The sequence below is a fragment of the Pseudomonas sp. UW4 genome (assembly GCF_000316175.1).
Lineage (GTDB): Bacteria > Pseudomonadota > Gammaproteobacteria > Pseudomonadales > Pseudomonadaceae > Aquipseudomonas > Aquipseudomonas laurylsulfatiphila.
Genome location: NC_019670.1, coordinates 2,449,586 through 2,471,312 on the forward strand (window position 1 = coordinate 2,449,586; position 21,727 = coordinate 2,471,312).

Below are 21,727 nucleotides of genomic sequence, written 5' to 3' on the forward strand. Positions count from 1 at the left end.
ACTCATCTAACCTATACGTGGGAATATTTCCCGCGAAGCGATACTGACTGGTGTTGAAGGATCATGCGCAAGCCGCAGTTGCTCGTTAAAGCTGCAGATTGATGACCGTGTCGGTTGGCTGGCCGCTCAAATGGGCGGCCGGGAACTTACTGGATATTGCGTTCGATACGGACATGACTACGCAACTCCAACCGGAGGTTGGAACATGCAGCTCAATAAATGTTTATTGGCTCTGGCAATTGGCGCAGTCCTGTCGGCATCGACTGTACTGGTGCCCGATTACATCGGCAGTTTCTCCAGCGTGTATGCCAAAGAAGGTGGCAGCGACGGTGGTCAGGGTGGCAGTGGCCAAGGAAAGGGTGGCGATCATGGAGCAGGAGGCGATGGAAAGGGTGGCGATCATGGAGCAGGAGGCGGTGGAAAGGGTGGCGATCATGGAGCAGGAGGCGATGGAAAGGGTGGCGATCATGGAGCAGGAGGCGGTGGAAAGGGTGGCGATCATGGAGCAGGAGGCGATGGAAAGGGTGGTGATCATGGAGCAGGAGGCGATGGAAAGGGTGGCGATCATGGAGCAGGAGGCGATGGAAAGGGTGGCGATCATGGAGCAGGAGGCGATGGAAAGGGTGGTGATCATGGTGCGGCAGGCGATCATGATGCGGCAGGCGATGATGGTGCAGCAGGCGATCATGATGCGGCAGGCGATGATGGTGTAGCAGGCAATGGCAATGCGCATGACAACGACGCAGACAACAATGGCGCAGACGCTGCCGTGAACGACGCAGATGCAGTCCGGGACGCTGCCAAAGCTGATGCGGATGCAGTCCGGGATTCGGCAATAGCCACTGCAAATGCAACCAGGGACGCCGCCAGAACTCAGGCGGATGCAGCCAGGGACGTAGCAAGAGCTGCTGGCGTAGCGGGCGCGGATGCCACAAGGGATGCTGCCAGGGCCGCTGCGGATGCAGCCAGGGACGCCGGCAAGGCAGGCGCAGATGCAGCCAGAGATGCTGCCAAAGCTGCTGCAGATGCAGCCCGGGACGCCAAAGTTTACGCAATTTGCCAGAGAGTCGAGCAAAGTCCGGCCGAAAGATGCCAGAGAGGCTGGCAAAGTTGAGGTGTTCCGTAATCAACACGGCAGGCCTACCGGTAGAAAACGTCTCGCAAGCTTGAGGGGCGTATCGGCAATGAGTCGCAAGCCCTTAAGCGTCGCGGGGCTTGCAGCTTTCTTTCGAAATCTGTCGCACAGTCCGAAACACCGACTGCTTTTGGCCGGCGTTTGCCGCCGCGCCGCTTTCTTCCAAGAGCATTCATAAGGGGATGGCAAGAAACGACTCGAGGCGAACATCCTGAAAGCCCGAGGTGGAGCGCCTATCCATAAGCGCTCCTGTCAGTCAGCGGTCAAAGCCAGGCTTTGATTTGAGCACAGACTGCCTGAGTCGAAATGCCATAGCGATCATGCAACGTCGGCAGGGCGCCGGCATCGAGGAATGTATCGGGCAATGCGATCTGCCTGAAGGTTGGCGTCACCCCGTTGCGCAGCAACACCCCGGCAACGGCCTCGCCGAGACCACCTATGATCGAGCTGTTTTCTGCTGTTACCACCAGGCGACCTGACTTTCTTGCCTCGGCAAGAATGGTTTGTTCATCCAGCGGCTTTATCGTCGGTACGTGCAGCACGGCGACATCGACGCCGTCCGCTTGCAGTTCCGTCGCTGCTTCCAATGCACGCATGGTCATCAGGCCGGTGGAGATGATCAACACATCGTTACCGGTGCGCAGGGTCTTGGCCTTGCCGATCTCGAACTTATAGCCGTACTCGTCCAGCACCAGCGGTACATTGCCGCGCAGCAGGCGCATGTACACCGGCCCTTGATGCGCGGCAATGGCGGGTACGGCCTGCTCGATTTCCAGGGCGTCGCAGGGGTCGACGATCATCAGGTTGGGCATGGCCCGGAAGATCGCCAGGTCGTCCGTGGCCTGATGGCTAGGGCCGTAACCGGTGGTGAGGCCGGGCAGGCCGCAGACGATCTTGACGTTGAGGTTTTCCTCGGCGATCGCCATGCAGATGAAGTCATAGGCGCGGCGCGAAGCGAACACCGCGTAGGTCGTGGCGAAAGGCACGAAACCTTCGCGGGCCATCCCCGCAGCCGCACTCATCAGCAGTTGCTCGGCCATGCCCATTTGATAGAAACGGTCGGGATGTGCCTTGGCGAAGATGTGCAGGTCGGTGTACTTGGACAGGTCGGCGGACAGACCGACGATGTCCTGGCGCTGATCAGCCAGCGCCGCGAGCGCATGACCGAAAGGCGCGGATTTGGTGGCTTGGCCTTCCGAAGCTATGGAGGCGATCATCGCCGAGGTGGTCAGGCGTTTCTTGATCGGTTCGGCAGTCGGCGTCGGTGTGTTGGCGGCGTTGTTCATTGGTTTTTTCCTTCTTCAAGATTGCGCAGTGCCAGATCCCATTCGTGTTCTTCCACGCGGATGAAGTGCGTCTTCTCGCGTGTTTCCAGGAAGGGCACGCCTTTACCCATTTTGGTGTCGCAGATGATCACCCGTGGCTGGCTGCCGGAATGATTGCGCGCGGCATCGAACGCGGTGACCAGTGCGTCGAGGTCATTGCCATCGACGCGCTGAGTGAACCAGCCAAAGGCTTGCCAGCGATCGACGATGGGTTCAAAGGACAGGATCTCGCTGGAGTAACCGTCGGCTTGCTGGTTGTTGACGTCGACGATGGCGATCAGGTTGTCGAGCTTCCAGTGCGACGCCGACATCACGGCTTCCCAGGTCGAGCCTTCGTTCAACTCGCCATCGGACAGCAGGTTGTAGACGAAGGAGGGTGAGCCTTTGCGCTTGAGGCCCAGGCAGGCACCGACCGCGATGCCCAGGCCCTGGCCCAGCGAACCGCCGGTGATTTCCATGCCCGGGGTGTAGGCGGCCATGCCTGACATCGGCAAACGACTGTCGTCCGCGCCGTAGGTTTCCAGCTCATCGAGCGGGATGATTTCGGCTTCGATCAGGGCCGCATACAGCGCAATCGCGTAGTGACCGATCGACAGGTAGAAGCGGTCGCGGCCCTCCCATTGCGGGTCTTCAGGCCGATAGTCCAGGGCATGGAAGTAGGACACGGCCAGCAGGTCGGCGGCACCGAGAGCTTGGCCGACATAGCCTTGCCCCTGAACTTGCCCCATGCGCAACGCGTGGCGGCGAATGTTATGGGCACGCTCTGTCAGCGTCTTGGGTGTAACGAGTGAAGGATTGGCAGTCATGGTGAAAGCTCCAATAAATCAACGATTGACCGAGGCGGCGGGAATTCGCAGCACCAGCGTGGCGCCGAACACCAGAGCGCCGGTGATCAGGTACATGCCGATGGCGCTGGAACCGGTCTGTGTGGTGATCCAGCCGATCAGGTAAGGCGAGCAGAACCCGGCGAGGTTGGCGAAGCTGTTGATTGCCGCAATGCCTGCGGCGGCGGAAACGCCCCCGAGCAATGTGGTGGGCAGCATCCAGAACAGCGATGTCGCCGACAGAATGCCGGACGCCGCCAGGCACAGGCTCAGGATGGACAGGACGATATTGCCGCCCAGCACTGCGGCGAGGGTCAGGCCGAGTGCGCCGGCAATCATCGGGGCGATCAGGTGCCAGCGTCGCTCGCGGTGTTTGTCGCCACTGCGACCGACCAGCAGCATTGCCACAATGGCGCAGAGATAGGGCAGGCTGGTCAGGAAACCGATGTGCAGCGGATCGGAAACCCCGGCGTTGCGTACCAGTGTCGGTAGCCAGAAGGTGATCGCGTACTGGCCCATTACAACGCAGAAGTAGATGCCTGCGAGCAACCACAGACGACGGTCGCGAATAAACTCGCCCACCGACGCATGGGTGATTTTCTGCTGGTCATCCTCGGCCAGCTCGCGGCGGATCAGTGCTTTTTCGTCGTCATCGAGCCAGGTGGCCTGGTGTACGCCATCCTTGAGATAGCTCAGTACCAGCAAGCCGATAAGAACGGTGGGCACAGCTTCGAGCACGAACATCCACTGCCAGCCGGCCCAGCCATGCATGCCGGCGAAGTGATTCATGATCCAGCCGGAGAGCGGGCCACCGACCATGCCCGACAGCGGAATGGCGATAAACCACAACACGGTCATGCGCGCACGCCGATAGGACGGAAACCAGTAGGTCAGGTACAGCAGCAGACCCGGCGCAAGACCCGCTTCGGCAATGCCAAGCAGAAAGCGCAAGGCATAGAATTGCCACGCGGTTTCGACGAAGGCGAACAGGGCGGAGACGATGCCCCAGGTGATCATGATGCGAGCGATCCAGACCCGCGCACCGACCTTGTGCAGGATGATGTTGCTGGGAACTTCGCAGAGGAAATAGCCGATGAAGAACATGCCCGCGCCTAGTCCATAGACCGTTTCGCTCAGCGCCAGATCGTTCATCATTTGCAGCTTGGCAAAGCCGACATTGACCCGATCCAGATAGGCGCACAGGTAGCACAGCATCAGAAAGGGCATCAGGCGCCACGCGGTTTTACGGTAGGCGTTGGAGCGCACGGTCGAAACCGCTTCGAGCGACAGGGTAGTCATGATGGTCTGATCTCTTGTTTTTATTGACCGCCAGGCAATCAAGCCTGGCTGCATCGTCGATCCAGAACCGCACGGGCCGCGCAGGCCCGCTCAGGTGTATTCAGTGAATCAGCATGCCGCCGTTCACATCCAGGGTGATGCCGGTCAGGTAGGAGGATAGGTCGCTGGCCAGAAATAGCGCTGCATTGGCCACATCCTGCGCCTCGCCCAGGCGTCCCAACGGGATGCCGTCGATGATCGCGTGGCGACGTTCGTCCTGCATCAGGCCACCGGTGATGTCGGTGTGGATCAAACCGGGGGCGATGGAGTTGACGCGAACCTTGTCCGGCCCCAGTTCCCGCGCCATGGCCTTGGCCAGGCCCAGCACGCCGGCCTTGGCGGCACTGTAATGCGGGCCACCGAAAATGCCGCCGCCGCGTTGAGCGGAGACCGACGACATGCACACGATGCTGCCGCCCGACTGCTGGCGCATCATCGGAATCACCGCCTGCGACATGAGCAGGGTGCCGCGCAGGCTGACGTCCAGCACCTTGTCGTAATCAGAGGGGCGGATATCCAGGGTCTTGAGGGGCTGGGTGATGCCGGCGTTGTTGACGAGAATGTCGATGCGGCCGAAGTGCTCGATGATTTTGGCGACAGCCCTTTGAACCTGCGATTCGTCAGCAACGTTGGCGGCGAGGCCCAGATGCCCCTCACCCAGGGAGGCCGCAGCATCCCGTGCAGCGGATTCATCCAGGTCGAGTATCACGACGCGAGCGCCTTGTTGCGCGAAGGTCGTTGCCGTAGCGCGGCCGATGCCACGTGCGGAAGCTGCACCGGTGATGATCGCGACTTTGCCTTTGAGAAGCATGGAAGAGTACCTCTGATTGTTTTTATTGGGTCGATCCACGAAGAACCGATGACTCAGCTTGTTCTCCACGCTGACCCTGAGCAATAACGCGAATGTCACTCGATGCTGAAAAAAATTCAGCACTCGCCAACCAACTCTTCCAATGTTTGAATAGCTGAACGCCCGGCCCAAGCCACTTGCAGCGGAAAAATAATAATCATGAGTTCACCTGGCGATGCACCTCCGATCCTTCCACCACTGAAAGCCATTCAGGCCTTCGAACAGACGGCACGCTTCGGCAACATCGCCCGCGCCGCCGAACTGCTCGACCTGACGCCCTCGGCAGTCAGCCACCAACTGGCCAAACTCGAGGCCATGATCGGCCGGCAGCTGTTTCTCAGAACGGCCAGGGGCGTGACATTGACGCCAGTCGGCGAGCAGTACCTCACTGAGGTGTCCGGCATCCTGCACAGTCTGGCGGTGGCCACCGAACGGGCCACCAGCGATGTCAGCCTCGATTGCCTGCGACTGCACTCGTCGCCCAGTTTCGGCCTGTTGTGGCTGATGCCGCGCCTGGAGCAATTTCGCCAGAGTCATCCCGATATCCAGCTCAACCTCTCGTGCTCCTACGAGTCGCTACACTTCAGTCGTGACAAGATCGATGTGGACATCCGCCACGGCATGCCCAATTGGCCCAGCTACGAAGTACGGACGATCCGCAATGAAAAGATTGCCGTGCTGGCGTCCCCGAAGCTTCTGGAAAAACGCCCCATCCGGGCGGTCGCGGATTTACTGGACTGCAATCTGATCCTGTCGGAGGCCACGTTGATCAAGTGGCCGCAGCTGTTTGCTCAACATGGTCTGTCACGACCTGAAAGACCCTACACACTCAGCTTTGACCGCTCCTACATGACATTGGAGGCGGCCAGCCACGGTCTAGGATTTGCGTTGGAAAGCACGCTGCTTGCGCAGGACTATCTGGCGCGTGGCGCGCTGGTCGAGGTAGCACCTGAGTTGAGCGCCCCAATCACTGCACACCACCTGGTTTTCCCCAGAGCCCATGCAAATTTTCCCAGGGTGAGAAGATTTCTGGAATGGATGCAGAATGAGTTAGGGCATGACCTCAATTACTGACCCCGATGGCATGACGCCCTGCACGGCCACTACTAAAAAACGTAAGGCGGCGGTATTGTGACCATATTCATGTGGAGTCACGAGTTGTCAGTCTACGATAGGATGAGTAAGCTGCTGTCATGAATCAGCCATCAATACCTACCTCCTCGCCGAGCACTCGTGGCCCAGCGGAGCACGACATTCGAGACCAGATTGTCGCTGCTGCCAATGAGCACTTCAGTCAGTATGGCTACGGTAAAACCACGGTTTCCGACCTGGCGAAGGCCATCGGTTTTTCCAAAGCGTACATCTATAAATTCTTTGATTCCAAGCAGGCGATCGGCGAAGCGATCTGCTCAAACTGTTTGGGGCAGATTGTTGCGGCAGTCGAACAGGCTGTTAATGCAGACGCGATTTCACCAACCGAGCGTTTCCGCAGACTGGTAAAAACCGTCATTGCCACGGGTGTGGACCTCTTCTTCAATGATCGCAAGCTCTACGACATCGCGGCATTTTCCGCTTCGGAGGGCTGGAACAGTGCCCAGGTTTATGAAGCACAGATCAAGCGCTTTATCTTTGAGATCGTGCGTCAAGGGCGAGAAATTGGAGAGTTCGAGCGCAAAACCCCGCTGGACGAAACCGTAGAGTCGATCAATCTGGCGCTGCGACCTTTCGTCAATCCTCTGCTGCTGCAACACAATCTGGACTTTATTGAGCAAGCGCCCACGCTGACCTCCAACCTCATCTTGCGCAGCCTCATGCCTTGACGCGTCACTGAACAAAATATTCAGGTGATTTGAGTCGAGGCGACATCCCCTTCATTGCGTTTTCTGTTCCCGGTACATGAGTACCGGGAAGACTATCAACTTTGCTGTTTGTGACTATTGATCGAATTGGTCACGTGGATAATATGGGGCGCTGTAGTTCTCGATGTTCTCTTTCAGTGACACCCATAGAGTCCAGGCCATGAAAAAAAATAAACTCAAGAGCCCCGTTGGCCTGGCAGTCGTGCTTGCGTCCTCCAATGTGCTTGCCGGTGGCTTCGCGCTCAACGAACAAAGCATCAGCGGGATGGGATCCGGTTTTGCCGGTCGATCTTCATCTGCGCAAGACGCCAGTACCCTCTTCGGCAATCCGGCGGGCATGGCGCGGCTTAAACGAGAGCAGGCCAACGTGGGGGCGGCTACGTTGTTCGCCAAGTCTGATATCAGCCAGACTCGCAGTACGTTTGGAGGGACGGAAGAGGGCGACATGGTGCCCACGACCACCGTACCAATGGGGTATTACGTCAAACCCATCGATGACCATTGGGCATTCGGCGTCGGGTTTTATGTGCCTTTTGGGTTGATTACCGACTACGGCAGTGGTTTTGCCGGACGCTATTACGCCAACAAGAGCGAAGTCACCACACTGACTTTCCAGCCGACCATCAGCTACGCCTTTAACGAAAATATTTCGATCGGATTCGGTCCGACCATTAACCGTATCGGCGGTGAGATATCGGGGATGGTGCCCAATTCACTAAGCCCGGGACGTAATGACGGGAAGCTCAAAAGCACTGGCGATGACACCGCACTTGGATTCAACGCCGGTGTGCTGGTGCAGGCGACAGATCAGACCCGCCTGGGGCTGACCTATCACTCCAAGGTCAGTTACCACGATTACCGAAGAGCAGAACTGGCATGACACGTGGGCTCACGCTATCGGTGCTGCGTATCAATTGAATAATCAATGGGTGCTTCGTGGCGGGTTTTCAGTTGATCAGTCACCCACCAACAACACCAATCGCGGGCCCCGGATTCCTACGGGCGACCGAAAGGTTGTCAGCTTCGGTGCCGGCTGGACGCCGGTGGAAAATGTCACGATCGACCTCGCTTATTCCTACCTTTGGGAGGAGAGCGTAGAGGTCAATGACAGCTCGGCAACGAGAGGTGCATACAGTGCCAAATACAAGAACAGTGCGAGCGGGCTCGGTACTTCCGTCAGCTACCGTTTCTAGCTGAGCGTTGTTACATCGCAAATGTCGGGTCGGGAGTGCGTGTTGCCTCCCGAATCCAGACGCTCAAGGACCTGTATATCGGGCCATTTCTCAGAGAGAAAGGTTGAAGCCTGGACAGTGCACCGCTGGCGAGCTTCATCGCGACGCAACAGGCAGGGTTTCAGGAGGTTGCCAGCCGCCGCCGAGCGCCTTGAATGCCGCAACCGCGGCCCGTGCCGATTCCGTCCGCGCCTGCGCTCGGGCATCGGAAGCCTGCAGCATCATTTCGTCGGCGTGCAGAACATCAATCAGACTGGCCGTGCCTTTTTCGTAGGCAATGAACGACGATTGGCGAGCCTGTGTCAGAGAGGCCTCGCCTCCAGCGAGAGTGGTTGCCTGAGTGTCGCGATTCACCAGAGCGGAGAAGGCATTCTCGACATCCTCAGTGGCGCGTAAAACCGACTGGCGGTAAGCGGCCAGCGCTTCGGCTTCCTGTCCCTTGGCTTGATCGATTTGAGCGTTTATGCGGCCAAAGTCAAAAAGCCTCCAGCGCAGCCCCAGTGCACCCGCCGACTGATTGGCGCCGCCGGTGAAAAGGTTGCCGCCGGATACAGCTGTGGCACTACCCAGCAATGCGCTGAGCGAGAATTTCGGGTAGTACTCGGCAATCGCCACGCCAATGCGCGCATTCGAGGCTGCCAGGCGGCGTTCAGCCACGATCAGGTCTGGCCTGCGGCGCAGCAGATCGGCCGGTGTTCCCCAGACCTTGATCTGCGGCACAAGAGGAATGCTCCCCGTATCTGCCAGTTGCGTGCGGTGAGTGCCAGGCGGTGTGCCGAGCATGACATCCAGTGCATTCATGGCAGCGTCCAGGCCAGTCTGGAGCACTGGTACTGTCGCCTGGACTTGCGCTAACTCTCCCTCAGTCTGCTGAACCTGGTAGTTGGCAGCGAGGCCCTTGCCGTAGAGCAAGCGGACTTTCTCCAGCAGTCCCTGCCGGGTTTCGACTTGTCGCTTGGCAATGTCCAGCCGGGCCTGCAATCCACGGATAGTGATGTAGATATCGGCCGTCTGTGCTGCAACCGCCAATCGCGTGGCGGTCGCGCCCGCCTCGCAGGCCTGGTACTCGGCGAGTGCGGCTTCGCGTCCGCGTCTCAGGCCGCCAAAGACATCAACTTCCCAGCCAGCATTGAGGTTGAGCTCGTAAGAACTTCCGTACCGATCATAGCCAGGCATCGAGTTCAAAACCTGGCCGAGTGGCGTCTCGATGGATTGGTAGGAGCGCGCGGCCTGGCCATCGATGCTCCCGGAGGGCAGCAAGGCGGCATTTGCGGCACCCAATCCTGCCCGTGCCTGTGTGACTCGCGCTGCCGCTTGCGCCAGATCCAGGTTCTGTTCAAGAGCCTTGGAGACGAAGTCGGTCAGCACGGGATCTCCAAAACTATCCCACCAGCTCACGAGACTGGTCGGCACGGTTGCGGGCCTGTGCTCGACAGCTGGTTGACCCAGATAACGATCGGAAAGAGGGAGGGTCGGTCGTTGATAGTCCGGACCGACCGCACAGCCGGCCATCAAACTGGCGGTCACCAAAAGAGCGATAGGGTGCAGAGGAGGCATTTGGGTTCCTTCAATGAGGATTGATTGTGACCATATTAATTAAAGGTCACATTCTGTCAATCAATGAAGTCTATTGTTTGTCGCTGTCTTTCAGTTATCTTGTGACCATTGACATAAGTGGTCACCGTGCAGAAAATACTGGGCATGTCCAATTGTTGAGTAAGGGAACCCATGCGCCGGCTTCTACCTGTCCCGATTGCCGTTTGTCTGTTGCCTCTCGTCCTGACGGCGTGTGGCGACTCATCCGTCGTTGATGACCCACGCACGCACGCTCCTTTGGTGAGGTCCTCTGCGGTTCAGGGGGCGTCCGAGGCTTCACGATCTTTCACTGGCATCGTGGTCGCCCGCGTTCAGGCTGACCTGGGCTTTCGGGTCTCGGGCAAGATACTTGAGCGCCTGGTTGACACTGGCCAGACGGTCAAGCGGGGTCAGCCACTCATGCGCCTCGACCCGATCGATCTCGGGTTGCAGGCGCGGGCACAGCAAGAGTCGGTCATGGCCGCTCGGGCGCGAGCCAGACAAACAGCGGATGACGAGGCTCGATATCGCGACCTGGTTGCCGCCGGAGCCATTTCTGCCTCGGCGTACGATCAGGTCAAAGCCGCGGCTGATACCGCAAAAGCACAGCTCAGTGCGGCGCAAGCGCAGGCAGACGTCGCTCGCAATGCGTCGGGTTACGCCGTGTTGTTTGCTGATTCCGACGCAGTAGTGGTGGAGACACTTGCCGAGCCAGGACAAGTCGTCAGCCCGGGGCAGGCTGTGGTTCGACTGGCGCGGGCAGGGCAGCGCGAAGCCATTGTGCACTTGCCCGAAACGCTGCGTCCGGCGGCAGGTTCCACCGCGCAGGCAACGCTTTATGGCAACGCCACGGATGCAGTGACAGCCAGGCTGAGGTTGCTTTCCGATTCGGCCGATCGCATGACGCGCACCTTTGAGGCGCGGTATGTGCTCGAGGGCGCGCTGGCCAATGCGCCGTTAGGTTCCACTGTCACTCTGCGGATCGCCGAAGGCAGCGCAAATGGTCAGGTGTTGCAAGTGCCGCTGGCTGCTGTCTATGACCCGGGCAAAGGTGCCGGCGTCTGGATTGTTGCGGGCAACCCCGCGAAGGTGACTTGGAGACCTGTCCGTATTTTGAGCGTGGGCGATGAGGCAGCACGAGTTGCAGGTGATCTCAAGGTCGGGGAGCAAGTTGTCGCGTTAGGTGCACATCTGCTGCGTGAGGGTGAAGAGGTGAGGCTGACTCGACAGGGTGACGTCGAAGTTGCCGGGAGCCATCCATGAGCCAGGGGCGCTTCAATCTTTCGGCGCTCGCCGTTCGCGAGCGTTCGATCACGGTGTTCCTGATCTTCCTGATCGGTGTCGCAGGGATCCTGGCGTTTTTCCAACTGGGGCGTGCGGAAGACCCGCCGTTTACGGTCAAGCAGCTGACGGTCATCACGGCGTGGCCGGGCGCTACGGCGCAGGAGATGCAGGACCAGGTCGCCGAGCCACTGGAAAAACGTCTGCAAGAATTGAAATGGTACGACCGCACGGAAACCTACACCCGTCCGGGTCTCGCCTTCACCGTGGTGACACTGCTCGATCGCACTCCGCCCTCCCAAGTGCAGGAGGAGTTCTACCAGGCGCGCAAAAAGCTCGACGATGAGGCGATCAAACTTCCGGCCGGTGTGATTGGCCCGATGGTCAACGACGAGTTTTCAGATGTGACCTTTGCTCTGTTTGCCTTGAAAGCCAAAGGCGAGCCGCAGCGATTGCTGGTACGTGATGCAGAATCGCTGCGCCAGCGCCTGTTGCATGTGCCGGGTGTGAAAAAGGTCAACATCATTGGTGAGCAGAGTGAACGCATCTTTGTCTCCTTCTCCCATGATCGGCTGGCCACGCTGGGCGTATCTCCCCAGGATATTTTTTTTGCCGCGCTGAATAATCAGAATGTGCTCACGCCAGCCGGCTCCATTGAAACCAAGGGGCCAGAAGTCTTCCTGCGTCTTGACGGTGCCTTCGACAAGATGCAGAAGATTCGTGACACACCGCTTGCGATTCAGGGGCGAACCTTGAAGCTCTCGGACGTGGCGACGGTCGAGCGTGGTTACGAAGATCCGGCGACCTTCCTGGTGCGTAATAACGGTGAGCAAGCGCTGTTACTGGGTGTCGTGATGCGCGAGGGCTGGAACGGTCTTGATCTGGGCAAGGCACTGGACGTGGAGACGACCAGGATCAATGAAGGCATGCCGCTGGGTATGACGCTTACCAAGGTCACCGATCAGTCTGTGAATATCAGTTCGGCCGTCGACGAATTCATGATCAAGTTCTTCGTCGCCTTGCTGGTTGTGATGCTGGTGTGCTTTCTCAGCATGGGCTGGCATGTCGGTATTGTCGTGGCGGCGGCGGTGCCGCTGACCCTGGCCGTGGTGTTTGTGGTGATGGCGGCCACGGGCAAGAACTTTGACCGTATTACCCTCGGGTCGCTGATTCTGGCGCTGGGGCTGCTGGTGGACGACGCCATCATTGCGATCGAGATGATGGTGGTGAAAATGGAGGAAGGCTACGACCGCATCAAAGCGTCCGCCTATGCCTGGAGTCATACGGCCGCACCGATGCTTTCCGGCACCCTGGTGACCGCTATCGGCTTTTTGCCCAACGGCTTCGCACAGTCGACTGCCGGCGAGTACACCAGCAACATGTTCTGGATCGTGGGCATTGCCCTGATTGCCTCATGGGTGGTTGCGGTGGCCTTTACCCCCTATCTGGGTGTGAATATGTTGCCGAAGATCGAAAAGGTCGAAGGGGGGCGGGCGGCCATTTACAACACCGCCAACTACAACCGTTTCCGCCGGATTTTGACGCGCGTCATCGCCCACAAATGGCTGGTGGCCGGTACTGTTATCGCAACGTTTGTCCTGGCGATTGTCGGCATGAGCCTGGTCAAGAAGCAGTTCTTCCCCACCTCGGATCGACCTGAAGTGTTGGTCGAAGTGCAAATGCCCTATGGAACCTCAATCGAGCAGACCAGCCTCACCACCGCCAAAGTTGAGGCCTGGCTGCAAAAGCAGGATGAAGCAAAAATCGTCACGGCCTATATCGGACAAGGTGCGCCGCGTTTCTACCTGGCCATGGCGCCGGAGCTCCCTGATCCGTCATTCGCCAAGATTGTGGTGTTGACGGAGAGTCAGGAGGCACGGGAGGCCCTCAAGTTCCGTATTCGCGAGGCCGTCGCTGAAGGGCTTGCCCCACAAGCGCGTGTCAGGGTTACGCAGTTGGTGTTTGGTCCATATTCACCTTTTCCTGTCGCCTATCGGGTGATGGGGCCTGACCCGTCGACATTGCGCGAGATCGCCGCTCAGGTACAGGCAGTGATGCAGGCGAGCCCCTTGATGCGAACCGTCAACACTGACTGGGGGCCGCTGACACCAACGCTGCATTTCACCCTGGATCAGGACCGCTTGCAGGCGGTGGGGCTGACCTCCAGTGCTGTCGCACAGCAGTTGCAGTTCCTGCTGGCAGGGGTGCCGATCACGGCCGTTCGCGAAGACATTCGTTCGGTGCAAGTGATCGGACGTGCTGCGGGTGATATCCGGCTCGACCCTGCAAAAATAGAAGGCTTTACGCTAGTGGGCACGGCGGGCCAGCGGATTCCGCTGTCCCAGGTAGGGGCAGTGGACGTGCGCATGGAGGATCCCGTCCTTCGACGTCGTGACCGCACGCCGACCATTACTGTGCGTGGCGACATTGCCGAAGGCTTGCAGCCACCGGACGTCTCAAGCGTGATCATGAAGGAACTGCAACCGGTGATCGGCAAGTTGCCGGATGGCTATCGTATCGAGCAGTCGGGGGCTATCGAGGAGTCGGGCAAGGCCGGTCAGGCGATACTGCCGCTGTTGCCGATCATGATTGCCGTCACGCTGCTGATCATCATCCTGCAGGTACGTTCGGTCTCGGCGATGATCATGGTGTTCCTCACCTCGCCACTCGGGCTGATTGGTGTGGTCCCGACACTGCTGGTCTTCCAGCAGCCGTTTGGTATCAATGCGTTGGTGGGGCTGATCGCCCTGTCGGGCATTCTGATGCGTAATACGCTGATCCTGATTGGGCAAATCCATCACAACGCACAAGAAGGACTGAATCCGTTCCATGCAGTGATCGAAGCCACAGTACAGCGCGCTCGCCCGGTGCTGCTCACAGCGCTGGCAGCCATCCTGGCGTTCATTCCGCTGACGCACTCCGTCTTCTGGGGAACCCTGGCTTACACACTGATCGGAGGTACGTTCGTGGGAACCATCGTGACACTGGTGTTCCTGCCGGCGATGTATTCCATCTGGTTCAAGATCAGTCATGTCAGTCAGAGGCAAACTGAAACAGCAGAAGTGACCTAAGCGCTCGGATCCACTTAAAGAGAGGGCTTCACCGTATTGGCGCTACGCGATCAGGTCGTGCCCCCAACGCTTAATCCTGTGAATCCCGATGACGCGGCAACCGGGCTCGACCTGGTCGGCCTGAAGCCCAGGAAGATGGCAATAACGCATGTGCTTTCGAATGGGTTCGGATTTGGTGGGGGGAGTTGGTAGCGGAGGTCTGGCGTTGCGCAAACGACTGAAAAGATGCGCAAAGGATCCAAAAAGACTGAGTGGAAAACGCAAACTTCAGAAACTACAAAGCCCTGAATAGCCAGGGCTTCGTCGCACCCATGATTGAGCACCATGGTCAACTCAGATCCTTTCTGCAACCGCGTTTTCTCTCCTGAACTGCATAATCTCGTGCAGATTATCTTCAATCCAGTCGACCATTGCCTCAACCTTGGTCGCTGCAGCATTTCCCAAGGGCGTCAATGTGTACTCCACATAGGGGGGGACTATCGGTCGGGAGAACCGATGGACAAGCCCATCGCTCTCCAGCCCCTGGAGTGTCTGCGAAAGCATTTTCTCGCTTACTCCACCGATTTTTCGACGTAATTCACTAAAGCGATGCGTGCCCCCCAAGAGAACAACCAGCACCAGAACCCCCCAGCGGCTGGTCATATGCTTGAGGACCTCCCGGGAAGGGCAATCAGCTTGCATCAGTTCGCCGCGACGTATTTTTTCGGAAAAAGGGCGAGGGATATCATCCTGGGTGTTCACGGCACTTACCTTTTTGTACGTACTTACTATTAGTTAGCCTTGGCCGTAGGATGACCACTCCTCCATTAAGAATCAAGGTACTTCTTATGATTGCGGTCACAGGTGCTACCGGCCAATTGGGTCGACTTGTTATCGATGCGCTGCTTAAAACCGTCAACCCAAACGAAATCGTCGCGCTGGTACGTGATCCACTCAAAGCTCAGGATCTCAGTACCAAAGGCGTTGTCGTGCGCAAAGCAGATTACAACCAGCCTGAAACCCTCCGCAGCGCCCTTGTCGGTATTCAGCGTCTACTGCTGATTTCGTCAAGCGAAGTCGGTCAGCGTAAGGCACAACATCGTGCCGTCATTGAGGCGGCCAAATCTTCGGGCGTACAACTTCTGGCGTACACGAGCCTGCTGCATGCAGGCAGCTCGACACTGGGCCTGGCAGTCGAGCACCGGGATACAGAGCAGGCTCTCGCAGAGTCCGGATTGGGTTACGTATTGCTGCGTAATGGTTGGTACAGCGAGAACTACACAGCCAGCGTGCCGCCGGCTGTCGAGCACGGATCTATTCTGGGTAGTGCGCAACTAGGTCGAATCTCCTCCGCAGCCCGAGAAGATTATGCTGACGCCGCAGCCGTAGTGCTGACCAGTGAAGATCAGGCAGGCAAGGTATACGAGTTGGCAGGTGATGAGAGTTACTCGTTATCAGAACTGGCCGTGGAAGTAGGCAAACAATCCGGTAAAACCGTCGTTTACAACGATCTTCCACAAGAGCAATACAAAGCGGCACTTATTGGAATGGGACTACCAGAGGGGTTCGCCGCGTTGCTCGCGGATTCTGATGCCGCCGCAGCTAAAGGTGATCTGTTTGATGACTCTCGCCAACTGAGTCAGTTGTTGGGCCGTCCAACGACGCCGATTGCTCAATCCGTCAGCGCGGCGCTTAAGCACTGATATCGTTTTAGCCTGCAACAGCTTTGCTTGATGCGTTCAAGCCGCATCGAGTAAAGCTGTCCACGCTCAATAAGTAGCGAGGCAGCTAAATAGCCACCCTCGAAAAATAGGCGAGCACATGAAGGCTCATCTCGGTACCTTGGCAGAGTTTTAGTCAGGAAGTGGGTGGTTCCCATCCAATATTTGAGTGGTCCGTAAGGATGCTCAACTGTCTGTCGGCGAACCCTCATCGCAGAGAAAAGATTGAGGTTGCGACTAAGCACTACGAACTGACGACAGGCGCTGCGAATGGCTTTGCCGTTGTCTTTGCGAAAGTCTGCGATGGTTTTGAAGTCAGGAGCCAATCCAAAGCTGCCCTTCGCGAAAGGCAGCTAGCGGTCAGAGTCGGTCGCCTCTGCGCCTCATAAACTCGACTTTCAGGCGCGCTTGGGGAGCTTCCAGTTCGGGCGGATGAAGTGGCATGTGTAGCCATTCGGTATGCGTTCGAGGTAATCCTGGTGCTCTGGTTCCGCTTCCCAAAAAGGCCCGGCCGGTTCTATTTCGGTGACTACTGGGCCTGGCCAAAGGTGTGAAGCATCGACATCGGCAGCGGTGTCCTCGGCAATGTCGCGTTGCTGTTCATTGAGGTAGTAGATCGCCGAACGATAGCTGGGGCCCTGGTCATTACCCTGACGGTTGGGCGTGCTTGGGTCGTGTATCTGGAAGAAAAACTCAAGGATCTGCCGGTAGCTGATCACGGCAGGGTCGAAGACGATCTCGATGGCTTCGGCGTGGTTGCCATGGTTGCGATAGGTGGCATTCGGCACATCGCCGCCGGTATAACCGACCCGCGTGTGCAGCACACCGGGATAGCGCCGCAGCAGATCCTGCATGCCCCAGAAGCAGCCGCCGGCGAGAATGGCAGTTTCGGTTTGTCTGGTCATGGTCTGTCCTTCCTCTCGGGGACGTTGTGTATAGCCACTGTTATGAGGGCGTATTGGCCAATTCCAAGGTTTCGCGCAAACAGGACCGGAATGATCGCTCCTGGCCGCTTGAAGACATTCGGGTATGGGCAAAGCGTGGCACAGTTTGCGGAGATATTTCGACGTCGCAGTGCCGCCGCGGCAAGGAATCTTATTGAGTTGGCATGGCTGGCGAACAGCCGTTGTGAGAGAAATAAATCTCATTCGCCATTTATCTGACGCTCTTCTGACGCTCGTCTGAAAAGCGTCGGATAAATGACGTTTCGCGTTGTTCTTTTACCCTCCTGACCTAGGCTCAAGCCATGTGGGGAGGAGGTGAAGTCCATGCGCAAATTATTGATTGGCTCGTCGATGCTGGCCTGTCTGGTGGTGCTGGGCGGCTGGTTGAGTCGACCACAGCCGTTGCCGGTCAGGCTGCTGGAGGTTGAGCGCGGGCCGGTGGAGACGCTGGTGGCCAACACCCGCGCGGGTACGCTGAAGTCCTGTCGGCGCTCGCATCTGTCCTTCAATGTCGGCGGCCAGGTTGCCGAGTTGCTGATCGCCGAGGGCCAGCGGGTCCAGGCGGGTCAGGTGCTTATGCGCTTGCGGCAGGTCGAGCAGCAGGCCCGGTTGCAGGAGGCCGAGGCGCGACTGGAGGCCCAACGCAACGCCCGCGAACAGCGCTGCCAGCAGGCTCATCTGGACCGGCGCGACCTCGATCGCCTGGGCCAACTGGCCGACCGCAAGCTGGTTGCCGCCGATCGCCTCGATCAGGCCGAGACCAAGGCTAACCTGGCGAAGCTGATGTGCAATGCCAGTGCCGTGCTGATCCGCGAGGCCGACGCCAGCCTGCAGTTACAGCGTTCACTGCTGGAGCAGACGACCCTGCGTGCGCCATTCGCCGGCATAGTTGCAGAAATCAACGGCGAACTCGGCGAGTTCGTCACCCCTTCGCCGCCGGGTATTCCCACGCCGCCGGCGGTCGACCTGATCGACGACAGCTGCCTGTATGTCGAGGCGCCGATCGATGAGGTGGACGCTGCCCGGGTTCGCCCCGGAACCGCGGTGCGGATCAGCCTGGATGCTTTCCGTGGGCAGCATTTCGCTGGCCGCGTCAGCCGCATCGCGCCCTATGTGCGTGAACTGGAGAAGCAGGCGCGTACCGTCGATGTCGAGGTGCGCTTCGACCAGCCGCCGGCCGATCTGGTTCTGCTCACCGGCTATAGCGCCGATGTCGAGATCCTCCTGGAGCAGCGCGAACGTGCTTTGCGCATCCCCACCGAGACCCTGCTGGAGGGGCAGCGCGTGCTGCGCTATGACCCCAGCGCCCGGGTGTTGCGCGAGGTGGAGGTGCAAACCGGGTTGAGCAACTGGCGCTGGACCGAGGTGCTCGCAGGGCTGGACGAGGACGCGCGCATAGTCGCCAGCCTCGAGCAGGAAGGGCTCAAGGACACCGTGTCGGTGATACCGGTGGATGCGGCGGAGACTGAGCAATGATCCGCCTGCGCGGCGGCAGCCGCAGCTTCCAGTTGGGCGAGCAGAAGGTGATGGGGCTGGACGGCCTGGACCTGGACATCGCCGCCGGTGACTACATGGCGGTGATGGGCCCGTCGGGCTCGGGCAAGTCGACCCTGCTGAACATCCTCGGTTTGCTCGATGCGCCGAGCGCCGGCGAATACTGGCTGCAGGGCGAGGCCACGGCGACGCTGAGCGAGGCGCGGCGCGCCCAATTGCGCAGCCAACTGATAGGTTTCGTGTTCCAGTCCTACCACCTGATCGCACGGCTGACGGTGCTGGAGAACATCGAGCTGCCGATGGTCCTCGCCGGCATCGGCGCGGCGCAACGGCACAAGCGCAGCAGCCAATTGGTGGCGCGCCTGGGGCTGGGCGATCGTATTGCCCACCGCCCGGGCGAGCTGTCCGGTGGACAGCGCCAGCGCGTCGCCATCGCCCGGGCGATGGTCATGCAACCGGCGCTGTTGTTGGCCGACGAGCCCACCGGGAATCTCGATAGCCAGGCCGGCGCCGAAGTCTTCAGCCTGCTGGAGGAGCTCAACGACGAGGGGCTGACCCTGATAGTGGTGACCCACGACGCCAGCCTGGGCGCCCGCGCGCACCGCCAGTTACACATGCGTGACGGGCGGATCCACAGTGCTGCGTCGCAGCAGGCGCTGGCCTGATGCGCGCCGCCGATGCCCTGGCCTTCTGGCTCGGCGCCTTGCGTGGGCATCGCTCGCGCAGTCTGATGCTGCTGCTGGCCATCGCTATCGGGGTGGTGGCGGTCAATCTGCTCACCGGTCTCGGCGCGGGCGCGCGGGCCTTCGTCCTGAACGAGTTCTCGCTGCTCGGGCGCGACATCCTGATCGTTTTCCCGGGCCGCAAGGAAACCACGGGGCGCATGCCGCCGCTCACCGGCCTGACGCCGCACGAGTTGACCTTGCAGGACGTCCAGGCCATCACCCGGTTGCCGGGCATCCGCCGGGTCGCGCCGATGCAGGCCGGGCAGATGGAGGTGATAGTCGGTAACCGCAATCGTGAGGTGCTGACCCTGGGCACCACGCGAGACTTCTTCGCCATTCGCCAACTGACGGTCGTCCAGGGCCAGCCCCTGCCGGAGCTGGACCCTGGGCAGGCCGAGGCCGTCTGCGTGATCGGCGGCAAACTCCGGCGCGAGCTATTCGGTGCGCGCCCGGCCCTGGGTGAATGGTTGCGCGCCGGCGACCGGCGCTTCCGGGTGGTCGGTATCCTCAGTGAGCGGGGCGAATCCCTGGGGATGGATTTCGCCGAAATGTTGATCATCCCGGTGGCCAGTGCCCAGGCCTTGTTCAATCGCGAAGGGTTGTTGCGGGTGTTTGTCGAGGTGACTGGACCGAGCTTTCTCGAGCGCAGCAAGCGGCTGATACTCGCCGCGCTCAAGGAGCGCCACGAGGGTGAGGAAGACATCACCCTGATCAGCCAGGACAGCCTGCTCAGTTCCTTCGACGAGATACTCACGGTGCTGACCCTGGCGGTGGCCGGGATTGCCGCGATCAGCCTGCTGGTGGCAGGCATCCTGATCATGAACGTGACCTGGATTGCGGTGAGCCAGCGCAGCGCCGAGATCGGCCTGCTCAAAGCCATAGGTGTGACGGCGGCGCAGTTGCGCCTGCTGTTCCTCGGCGAGGCGGCGCTGCTCGCCCTGGCGGGGGCGCTGGCGGGGCTGCTGCTGGCCGAAACCTTGCTCTGGCTGGGGCGCCTGGCGTTCGATCTGCCGCTCTATGCACCCTGGTGGGCGCGGGCTAGCGCGGTGCTGCTGGCACTCGTCACGGCGCTGCTGTTCGCCTGGCTGCCGGCCGCTCGGGCCGCGGCGCTGGAGCCGGTGGCGGCGCTACGCCCGCCGGGAGCGCACTGATGCGCTGGCAAGATGGTTTCCGGCTGACCAGCTCGGCGCTGACCTGTCGCCCCTTGCGCAGCCTGCTGACCCTGCTCGGGGTAGCGATCGGGATAGCCGCCGTGGCGCTGCTCACGGCCATAGGCGAAGGCGTGCGCGGCTACGTGCTGGAGAACTTCTCGCAGTTTGGTACGCGGATCATCACCGTGCGCCCGGGCAAGACCCAGACCAGCGGCCTCGGCGGTCTGCTCGGCAGCGTACGGCCACTGACCATCAGTGATACCGACGCCCTGCGGCGCTTGCCGCATGTCGAGGCGGCGGTGCCGATCATTCCGGGCAGCGGGGATATCCAGTTCGGTCAACTGAGCCGGCGCAGCGACATTCTCGGTGGCGGCCATCAGCTGGCGCAGGCCTGGCGCATGCAACTGAGCCTGGGCGAGTTCCTGCCCGTGGCCCGTGACGGTCGTTCGCCGCCCTATGTGGTGCTCGGCCATCAGCTGCGAGTCGAGTTGTTCGGTGCACGCAATCCGCTGGGCGAGCTGATCCGCGTCGGTGGCGTGCGTTTCCGGGTGATCGGCGTAATGGCGCAGAAGGGCCAGTTGCTCGGCTTCAACCTCGACGATATCGCCTACATCCCGGTGGATTGGGCCGAAAGCCTGTTCAACCGCACCGGGGTGGTCAAAGTCCATGTGGTGTTCGGCACCGGCACCACTTCGCGGGCGTTGAGTCAGCAGATTCGCCAGGTGCTCGGCGAACGGCACGGCGAGGAGGACTTCAGCCTGAGCACCCAGGACGACATGTTGCGCAGCTTCAACCGCGTTCTCGGCACCCTGAGCCTGGCCATCGGTGCCTTGGGGGGCATTTCCCTGTTGGTCGGCGCCGTCGGCATTCTCACCATCATGACCACCACTGTGGGCGAGCGCACGGCGGAAATCGGCCTGTTGCGGGCGATTGGTGCCAGTCCGCGGCAGGTGCTCGGGCTGTTTCTCGCTGAAGCGACGCTGCTGTCCCTGGCCGGTGGTCTGCTGGGTTTGTTGTTGATGGGCCTGCTGCTCGGGCTACTGCACCTGGCCATGCCGAGCCTGCCCTTGGCGTTGCAGCCGCTGTTTCTGCTGCTGGCACTGCTGCTGGCGGCGGTGCTCGGCATTCTCGCCGGCCTGGCTCCGGCACTGCGGGCGGCCCGCCTGCATCCGGTGGCGGCTCTGCGCAGTGAATAGCAGCCAGGCCAATGAGCCTGACGGGCT

General features: G+C 59.9%; 17 protein-coding genes and 3 pseudogenes. 12 read left to right on the plus strand and 8 right to left on the minus strand.

What is annotated here, in order from left to right:
- Positions 1-338: 338 nt before the first annotated feature.
- On the plus strand, positions 339-713 hold the full coding sequence (locus PPUTUW4_RS29900; RefSeq protein ID WP_158467548.1) for a hypothetical protein: 375 nt from the start codon (positions 339-341) through the stop codon (positions 711-713).
- 685 nt (positions 714-1,398) lie between these two features.
- Here PPUTUW4_RS29900 and PPUTUW4_RS10720 read toward each other — a convergent pair.
- The 4 genes from PPUTUW4_RS10720 to PPUTUW4_RS10735 all read right to left on the minus strand — a co-directional run bounded on the left by PPUTUW4_RS10720 (position 1,399) and on the right by PPUTUW4_RS10735 (position 5,433).
- Positions 1,399-2,421: a transketolase family protein gene (locus PPUTUW4_RS10720; RefSeq protein WP_015094657.1), complete on the minus strand. Its 1,023-nt coding sequence runs from the start codon at positions 2,419-2,421 to the stop codon at positions 1,399-1,401.
- Positions 2,418-3,266 carry a transketolase gene (locus tag PPUTUW4_RS10725; RefSeq protein ID WP_015094658.1) on the minus strand — a complete coding sequence of 283 codons (849 nt, stop codon included), beginning with the start codon at positions 3,264-3,266 and terminating at the stop codon, positions 2,418-2,420. Before PPUTUW4_RS10725 ends, PPUTUW4_RS10720 begins: the two co-directional genes overlap by 4 nt.
- Before the next feature lie 18 nt (positions 3,267-3,284).
- Positions 3,285-4,583 carry an MFS transporter gene (locus tag PPUTUW4_RS10730; protein ID WP_041474832.1) on the minus strand — a complete coding sequence of 433 codons (1,299 nt, stop codon included), beginning with the start codon at positions 4,581-4,583 and terminating at the stop codon, positions 3,285-3,287.
- Positions 4,584-4,683: 100 nt separating this feature from the next.
- Positions 4,684-5,433, minus strand: coding sequence for an SDR family NAD(P)-dependent oxidoreductase (locus tag PPUTUW4_RS10735; protein WP_015094660.1), 750 nt, complete (start codon positions 5,431-5,433; stop codon positions 4,684-4,686).
- A 198-nt stretch (positions 5,434-5,631) separates the two neighbouring features.
- Between PPUTUW4_RS10735 and PPUTUW4_RS10740 the strand changes: the two genes are divergently transcribed.
- The 3 genes and pseudogenes from PPUTUW4_RS10740 (at position 5,632) to PPUTUW4_RS10750 (ending at position 8,524) form a co-directional block, all read left to right on the plus strand.
- Positions 5,632-6,546, plus strand: coding sequence for a LysR substrate-binding domain-containing protein (locus tag PPUTUW4_RS10740; RefSeq protein ID WP_015094661.1), 915 nt, complete (start codon positions 5,632-5,634; stop codon positions 6,544-6,546).
- Between the two features lie 119 nt (positions 6,547-6,665).
- Complete coding sequence (locus PPUTUW4_RS10745) at positions 6,666-7,292, plus strand: TetR/AcrR family transcriptional regulator (RefSeq protein WP_015094662.1); 627 nt, start codon at positions 6,666-6,668, stop codon at positions 7,290-7,292.
- A gap of 199 nt (positions 7,293-7,491) precedes the next feature.
- Positions 7,492-8,524, plus strand: a pseudogene (locus tag PPUTUW4_RS10750) (outer membrane protein transport protein).
- Positions 8,525-8,659: 135 nt separating this feature from the next.
- On the opposite strand, the gene PPUTUW4_RS10755 reads toward PPUTUW4_RS10750, so the two are convergent.
- Positions 8,660-10,120, minus strand: coding sequence for an efflux transporter outer membrane subunit (locus PPUTUW4_RS10755; protein ID WP_015094663.1), 1,461 nt, complete (start codon positions 10,118-10,120; stop codon positions 8,660-8,662).
- 171 nt (positions 10,121-10,291) lie between these two features.
- Here PPUTUW4_RS10755 and PPUTUW4_RS10760 point away from each other — a divergent pair, with 171 nt between their 5' ends.
- The 3 genes and pseudogenes from PPUTUW4_RS10760 to PPUTUW4_RS30205 all read left to right on the plus strand — a co-directional run.
- On the plus strand, positions 10,292-11,401 hold the full coding sequence (locus tag PPUTUW4_RS10760; protein ID WP_015094664.1) for an efflux RND transporter periplasmic adaptor subunit: 1,110 nt from the start codon (positions 10,292-10,294) through the stop codon (positions 11,399-11,401).
- On the plus strand, positions 11,398-14,490 hold the full coding sequence (locus PPUTUW4_RS10765) for an efflux RND transporter permease subunit (protein ID WP_015094665.1): 3,093 nt from the start codon (positions 11,398-11,400) through the stop codon (positions 14,488-14,490). Before PPUTUW4_RS10760 ends, PPUTUW4_RS10765 begins: the two co-directional genes overlap by 4 nt.
- 27 nt (positions 14,491-14,517) lie before the next feature.
- Positions 14,518-14,682, plus strand: a pseudogene (locus tag PPUTUW4_RS30205) (beta-ketoacyl-ACP synthase II); the annotation flags it as partial.
- Between the two features lie 141 nt (positions 14,683-14,823).
- On the opposite strand, the gene PPUTUW4_RS10770 reads toward PPUTUW4_RS30205, so the two are convergent.
- Complete coding sequence (locus PPUTUW4_RS10770) at positions 14,824-15,171, minus strand: helix-turn-helix domain-containing protein (protein ID WP_049810830.1); 348 nt, start codon at positions 15,169-15,171, stop codon at positions 14,824-14,826.
- A gap of 146 nt (positions 15,172-15,317) precedes the next feature.
- Between PPUTUW4_RS10770 and PPUTUW4_RS10775 the strand changes: the two genes are divergently transcribed.
- Positions 15,318-16,172, plus strand: coding sequence for an SDR family oxidoreductase (locus tag PPUTUW4_RS10775; protein ID WP_015094667.1), 855 nt, complete (start codon positions 15,318-15,320; stop codon positions 16,170-16,172).
- Positions 16,173-16,257: 85 nt separating this feature from the next.
- Here PPUTUW4_RS10775 and PPUTUW4_RS30210 read toward each other — a convergent pair.
- Both PPUTUW4_RS30210 and msrA read right to left on the minus strand, forming a co-directional pair.
- Positions 16,258-16,402, minus strand: a pseudogene (locus PPUTUW4_RS30210) (hypothetical protein); the annotation flags it as partial.
- Positions 16,403-16,588: 186 nt separating this feature from the next.
- On the minus strand, positions 16,589-17,095 hold the full coding sequence (msrA, locus tag PPUTUW4_RS10780) for a peptide-methionine (S)-S-oxide reductase MsrA (RefSeq protein WP_015094668.1): 507 nt from the start codon (positions 17,093-17,095) through the stop codon (positions 16,589-16,591).
- A gap of 363 nt (positions 17,096-17,458) precedes the next feature.
- Between msrA and PPUTUW4_RS10785 the strand changes: the two genes are divergently transcribed.
- The 4 genes from PPUTUW4_RS10785 to PPUTUW4_RS10800 are packed head-to-tail and all read left to right on the plus strand — an operon-like array spanning position 17,459 to position 21,700.
- Entirely contained in the window at positions 17,459-18,610 is a 1,152-nt protein-coding gene (locus PPUTUW4_RS10785; RefSeq protein ID WP_015094669.1) for an efflux RND transporter periplasmic adaptor subunit, read from the plus strand.
- A complete protein-coding gene (locus tag PPUTUW4_RS10790; RefSeq protein ID WP_015094670.1) occupies positions 18,607-19,293 on the plus strand; it encodes an ABC transporter ATP-binding protein in 687 nt (228 codons plus the stop codon). The genes PPUTUW4_RS10785 and PPUTUW4_RS10790 overlap by 4 nt, the downstream gene beginning before the upstream one ends.
- Positions 19,293-20,504, plus strand: coding sequence for an ABC transporter permease (locus PPUTUW4_RS10795; protein ID WP_015094671.1), 1,212 nt, complete (start codon positions 19,293-19,295; stop codon positions 20,502-20,504). Before PPUTUW4_RS10790 ends, PPUTUW4_RS10795 begins: the two co-directional genes overlap by 1 nt.
- Entirely contained in the window at positions 20,504-21,700 is a 1,197-nt protein-coding gene (locus PPUTUW4_RS10800) for an ABC transporter permease (RefSeq protein WP_015094672.1), read from the plus strand. Before PPUTUW4_RS10795 ends, PPUTUW4_RS10800 begins: the two co-directional genes overlap by 1 nt.
- Positions 21,701-21,727: the final 27 nt, after the last annotated feature.

Excerpts from the sequence above, each read along its gene's own strand:
- PPUTUW4_RS10720 (WP_015094657.1), bottom strand. The coding sequence starts at position 2,421 with ATGAACAACGCCGCCAACACACCGACGCCGACTGCCGAACCGATCAAG.
- PPUTUW4_RS10725 (WP_015094658.1), bottom strand. The coding sequence starts at position 3,266 with ATGACTGCCAATCCTTCACTCGTTACACCCAAGACGCTGACAGAGCGT.
- PPUTUW4_RS10730 (WP_041474832.1), bottom strand. The coding sequence starts at position 4,583 with ATGACTACCCTGTCGCTCGAAGCGGTTTCGACCGTGCGCTCCAACGCC.
- PPUTUW4_RS10735 (WP_015094660.1), bottom strand. The coding sequence starts at position 5,433 with ATGCTTCTCAAAGGCAAAGTCGCGATCATCACCGGTGCAGCTTCCGCA.
- PPUTUW4_RS10740 (WP_015094661.1), top strand. The coding sequence starts at position 5,632 with ATGAGTTCACCTGGCGATGCACCTCCGATCCTTCCACCACTGAAAGCC.
- PPUTUW4_RS10745 (WP_015094662.1), top strand. The coding sequence starts at position 6,666 with ATGAATCAGCCATCAATACCTACCTCCTCGCCGAGCACTCGTGGCCCA.
- PPUTUW4_RS10755 (WP_015094663.1), bottom strand. The coding sequence starts at position 10,120 with ATGCCTCCTCTGCACCCTATCGCTCTTTTGGTGACCGCCAGTTTGATG.
- PPUTUW4_RS10760 (WP_015094664.1), top strand. The coding sequence starts at position 10,292 with ATGCGCCGGCTTCTACCTGTCCCGATTGCCGTTTGTCTGTTGCCTCTC.
- PPUTUW4_RS10765 (WP_015094665.1), top strand. The coding sequence starts at position 11,398 with ATGAGCCAGGGGCGCTTCAATCTTTCGGCGCTCGCCGTTCGCGAGCGT.
- PPUTUW4_RS10770 (WP_049810830.1), bottom strand. The coding sequence starts at position 15,171 with ATGCAAGCTGATTGCCCTTCCCGGGAGGTCCTCAAGCATATGACCAGC.
- PPUTUW4_RS10775 (WP_015094667.1), top strand. The coding sequence starts at position 15,318 with ATGATTGCGGTCACAGGTGCTACCGGCCAATTGGGTCGACTTGTTATC.
- msrA (WP_015094668.1), bottom strand. The coding sequence starts at position 17,095 with ATGACCAGACAAACCGAAACTGCCATTCTCGCCGGCGGCTGCTTCTGG.
- PPUTUW4_RS10785 (WP_015094669.1), top strand. The coding sequence starts at position 17,459 with ATGCGCAAATTATTGATTGGCTCGTCGATGCTGGCCTGTCTGGTGGTG.
- PPUTUW4_RS10790 (WP_015094670.1), top strand. The coding sequence starts at position 18,607 with ATGATCCGCCTGCGCGGCGGCAGCCGCAGCTTCCAGTTGGGCGAGCAG.
- PPUTUW4_RS10795 (WP_015094671.1), top strand. The coding sequence starts at position 19,293 with ATGCGCGCCGCCGATGCCCTGGCCTTCTGGCTCGGCGCCTTGCGTGGG.
- PPUTUW4_RS10800 (WP_015094672.1), top strand. The coding sequence starts at position 20,504 with ATGCGCTGGCAAGATGGTTTCCGGCTGACCAGCTCGGCGCTGACCTGT.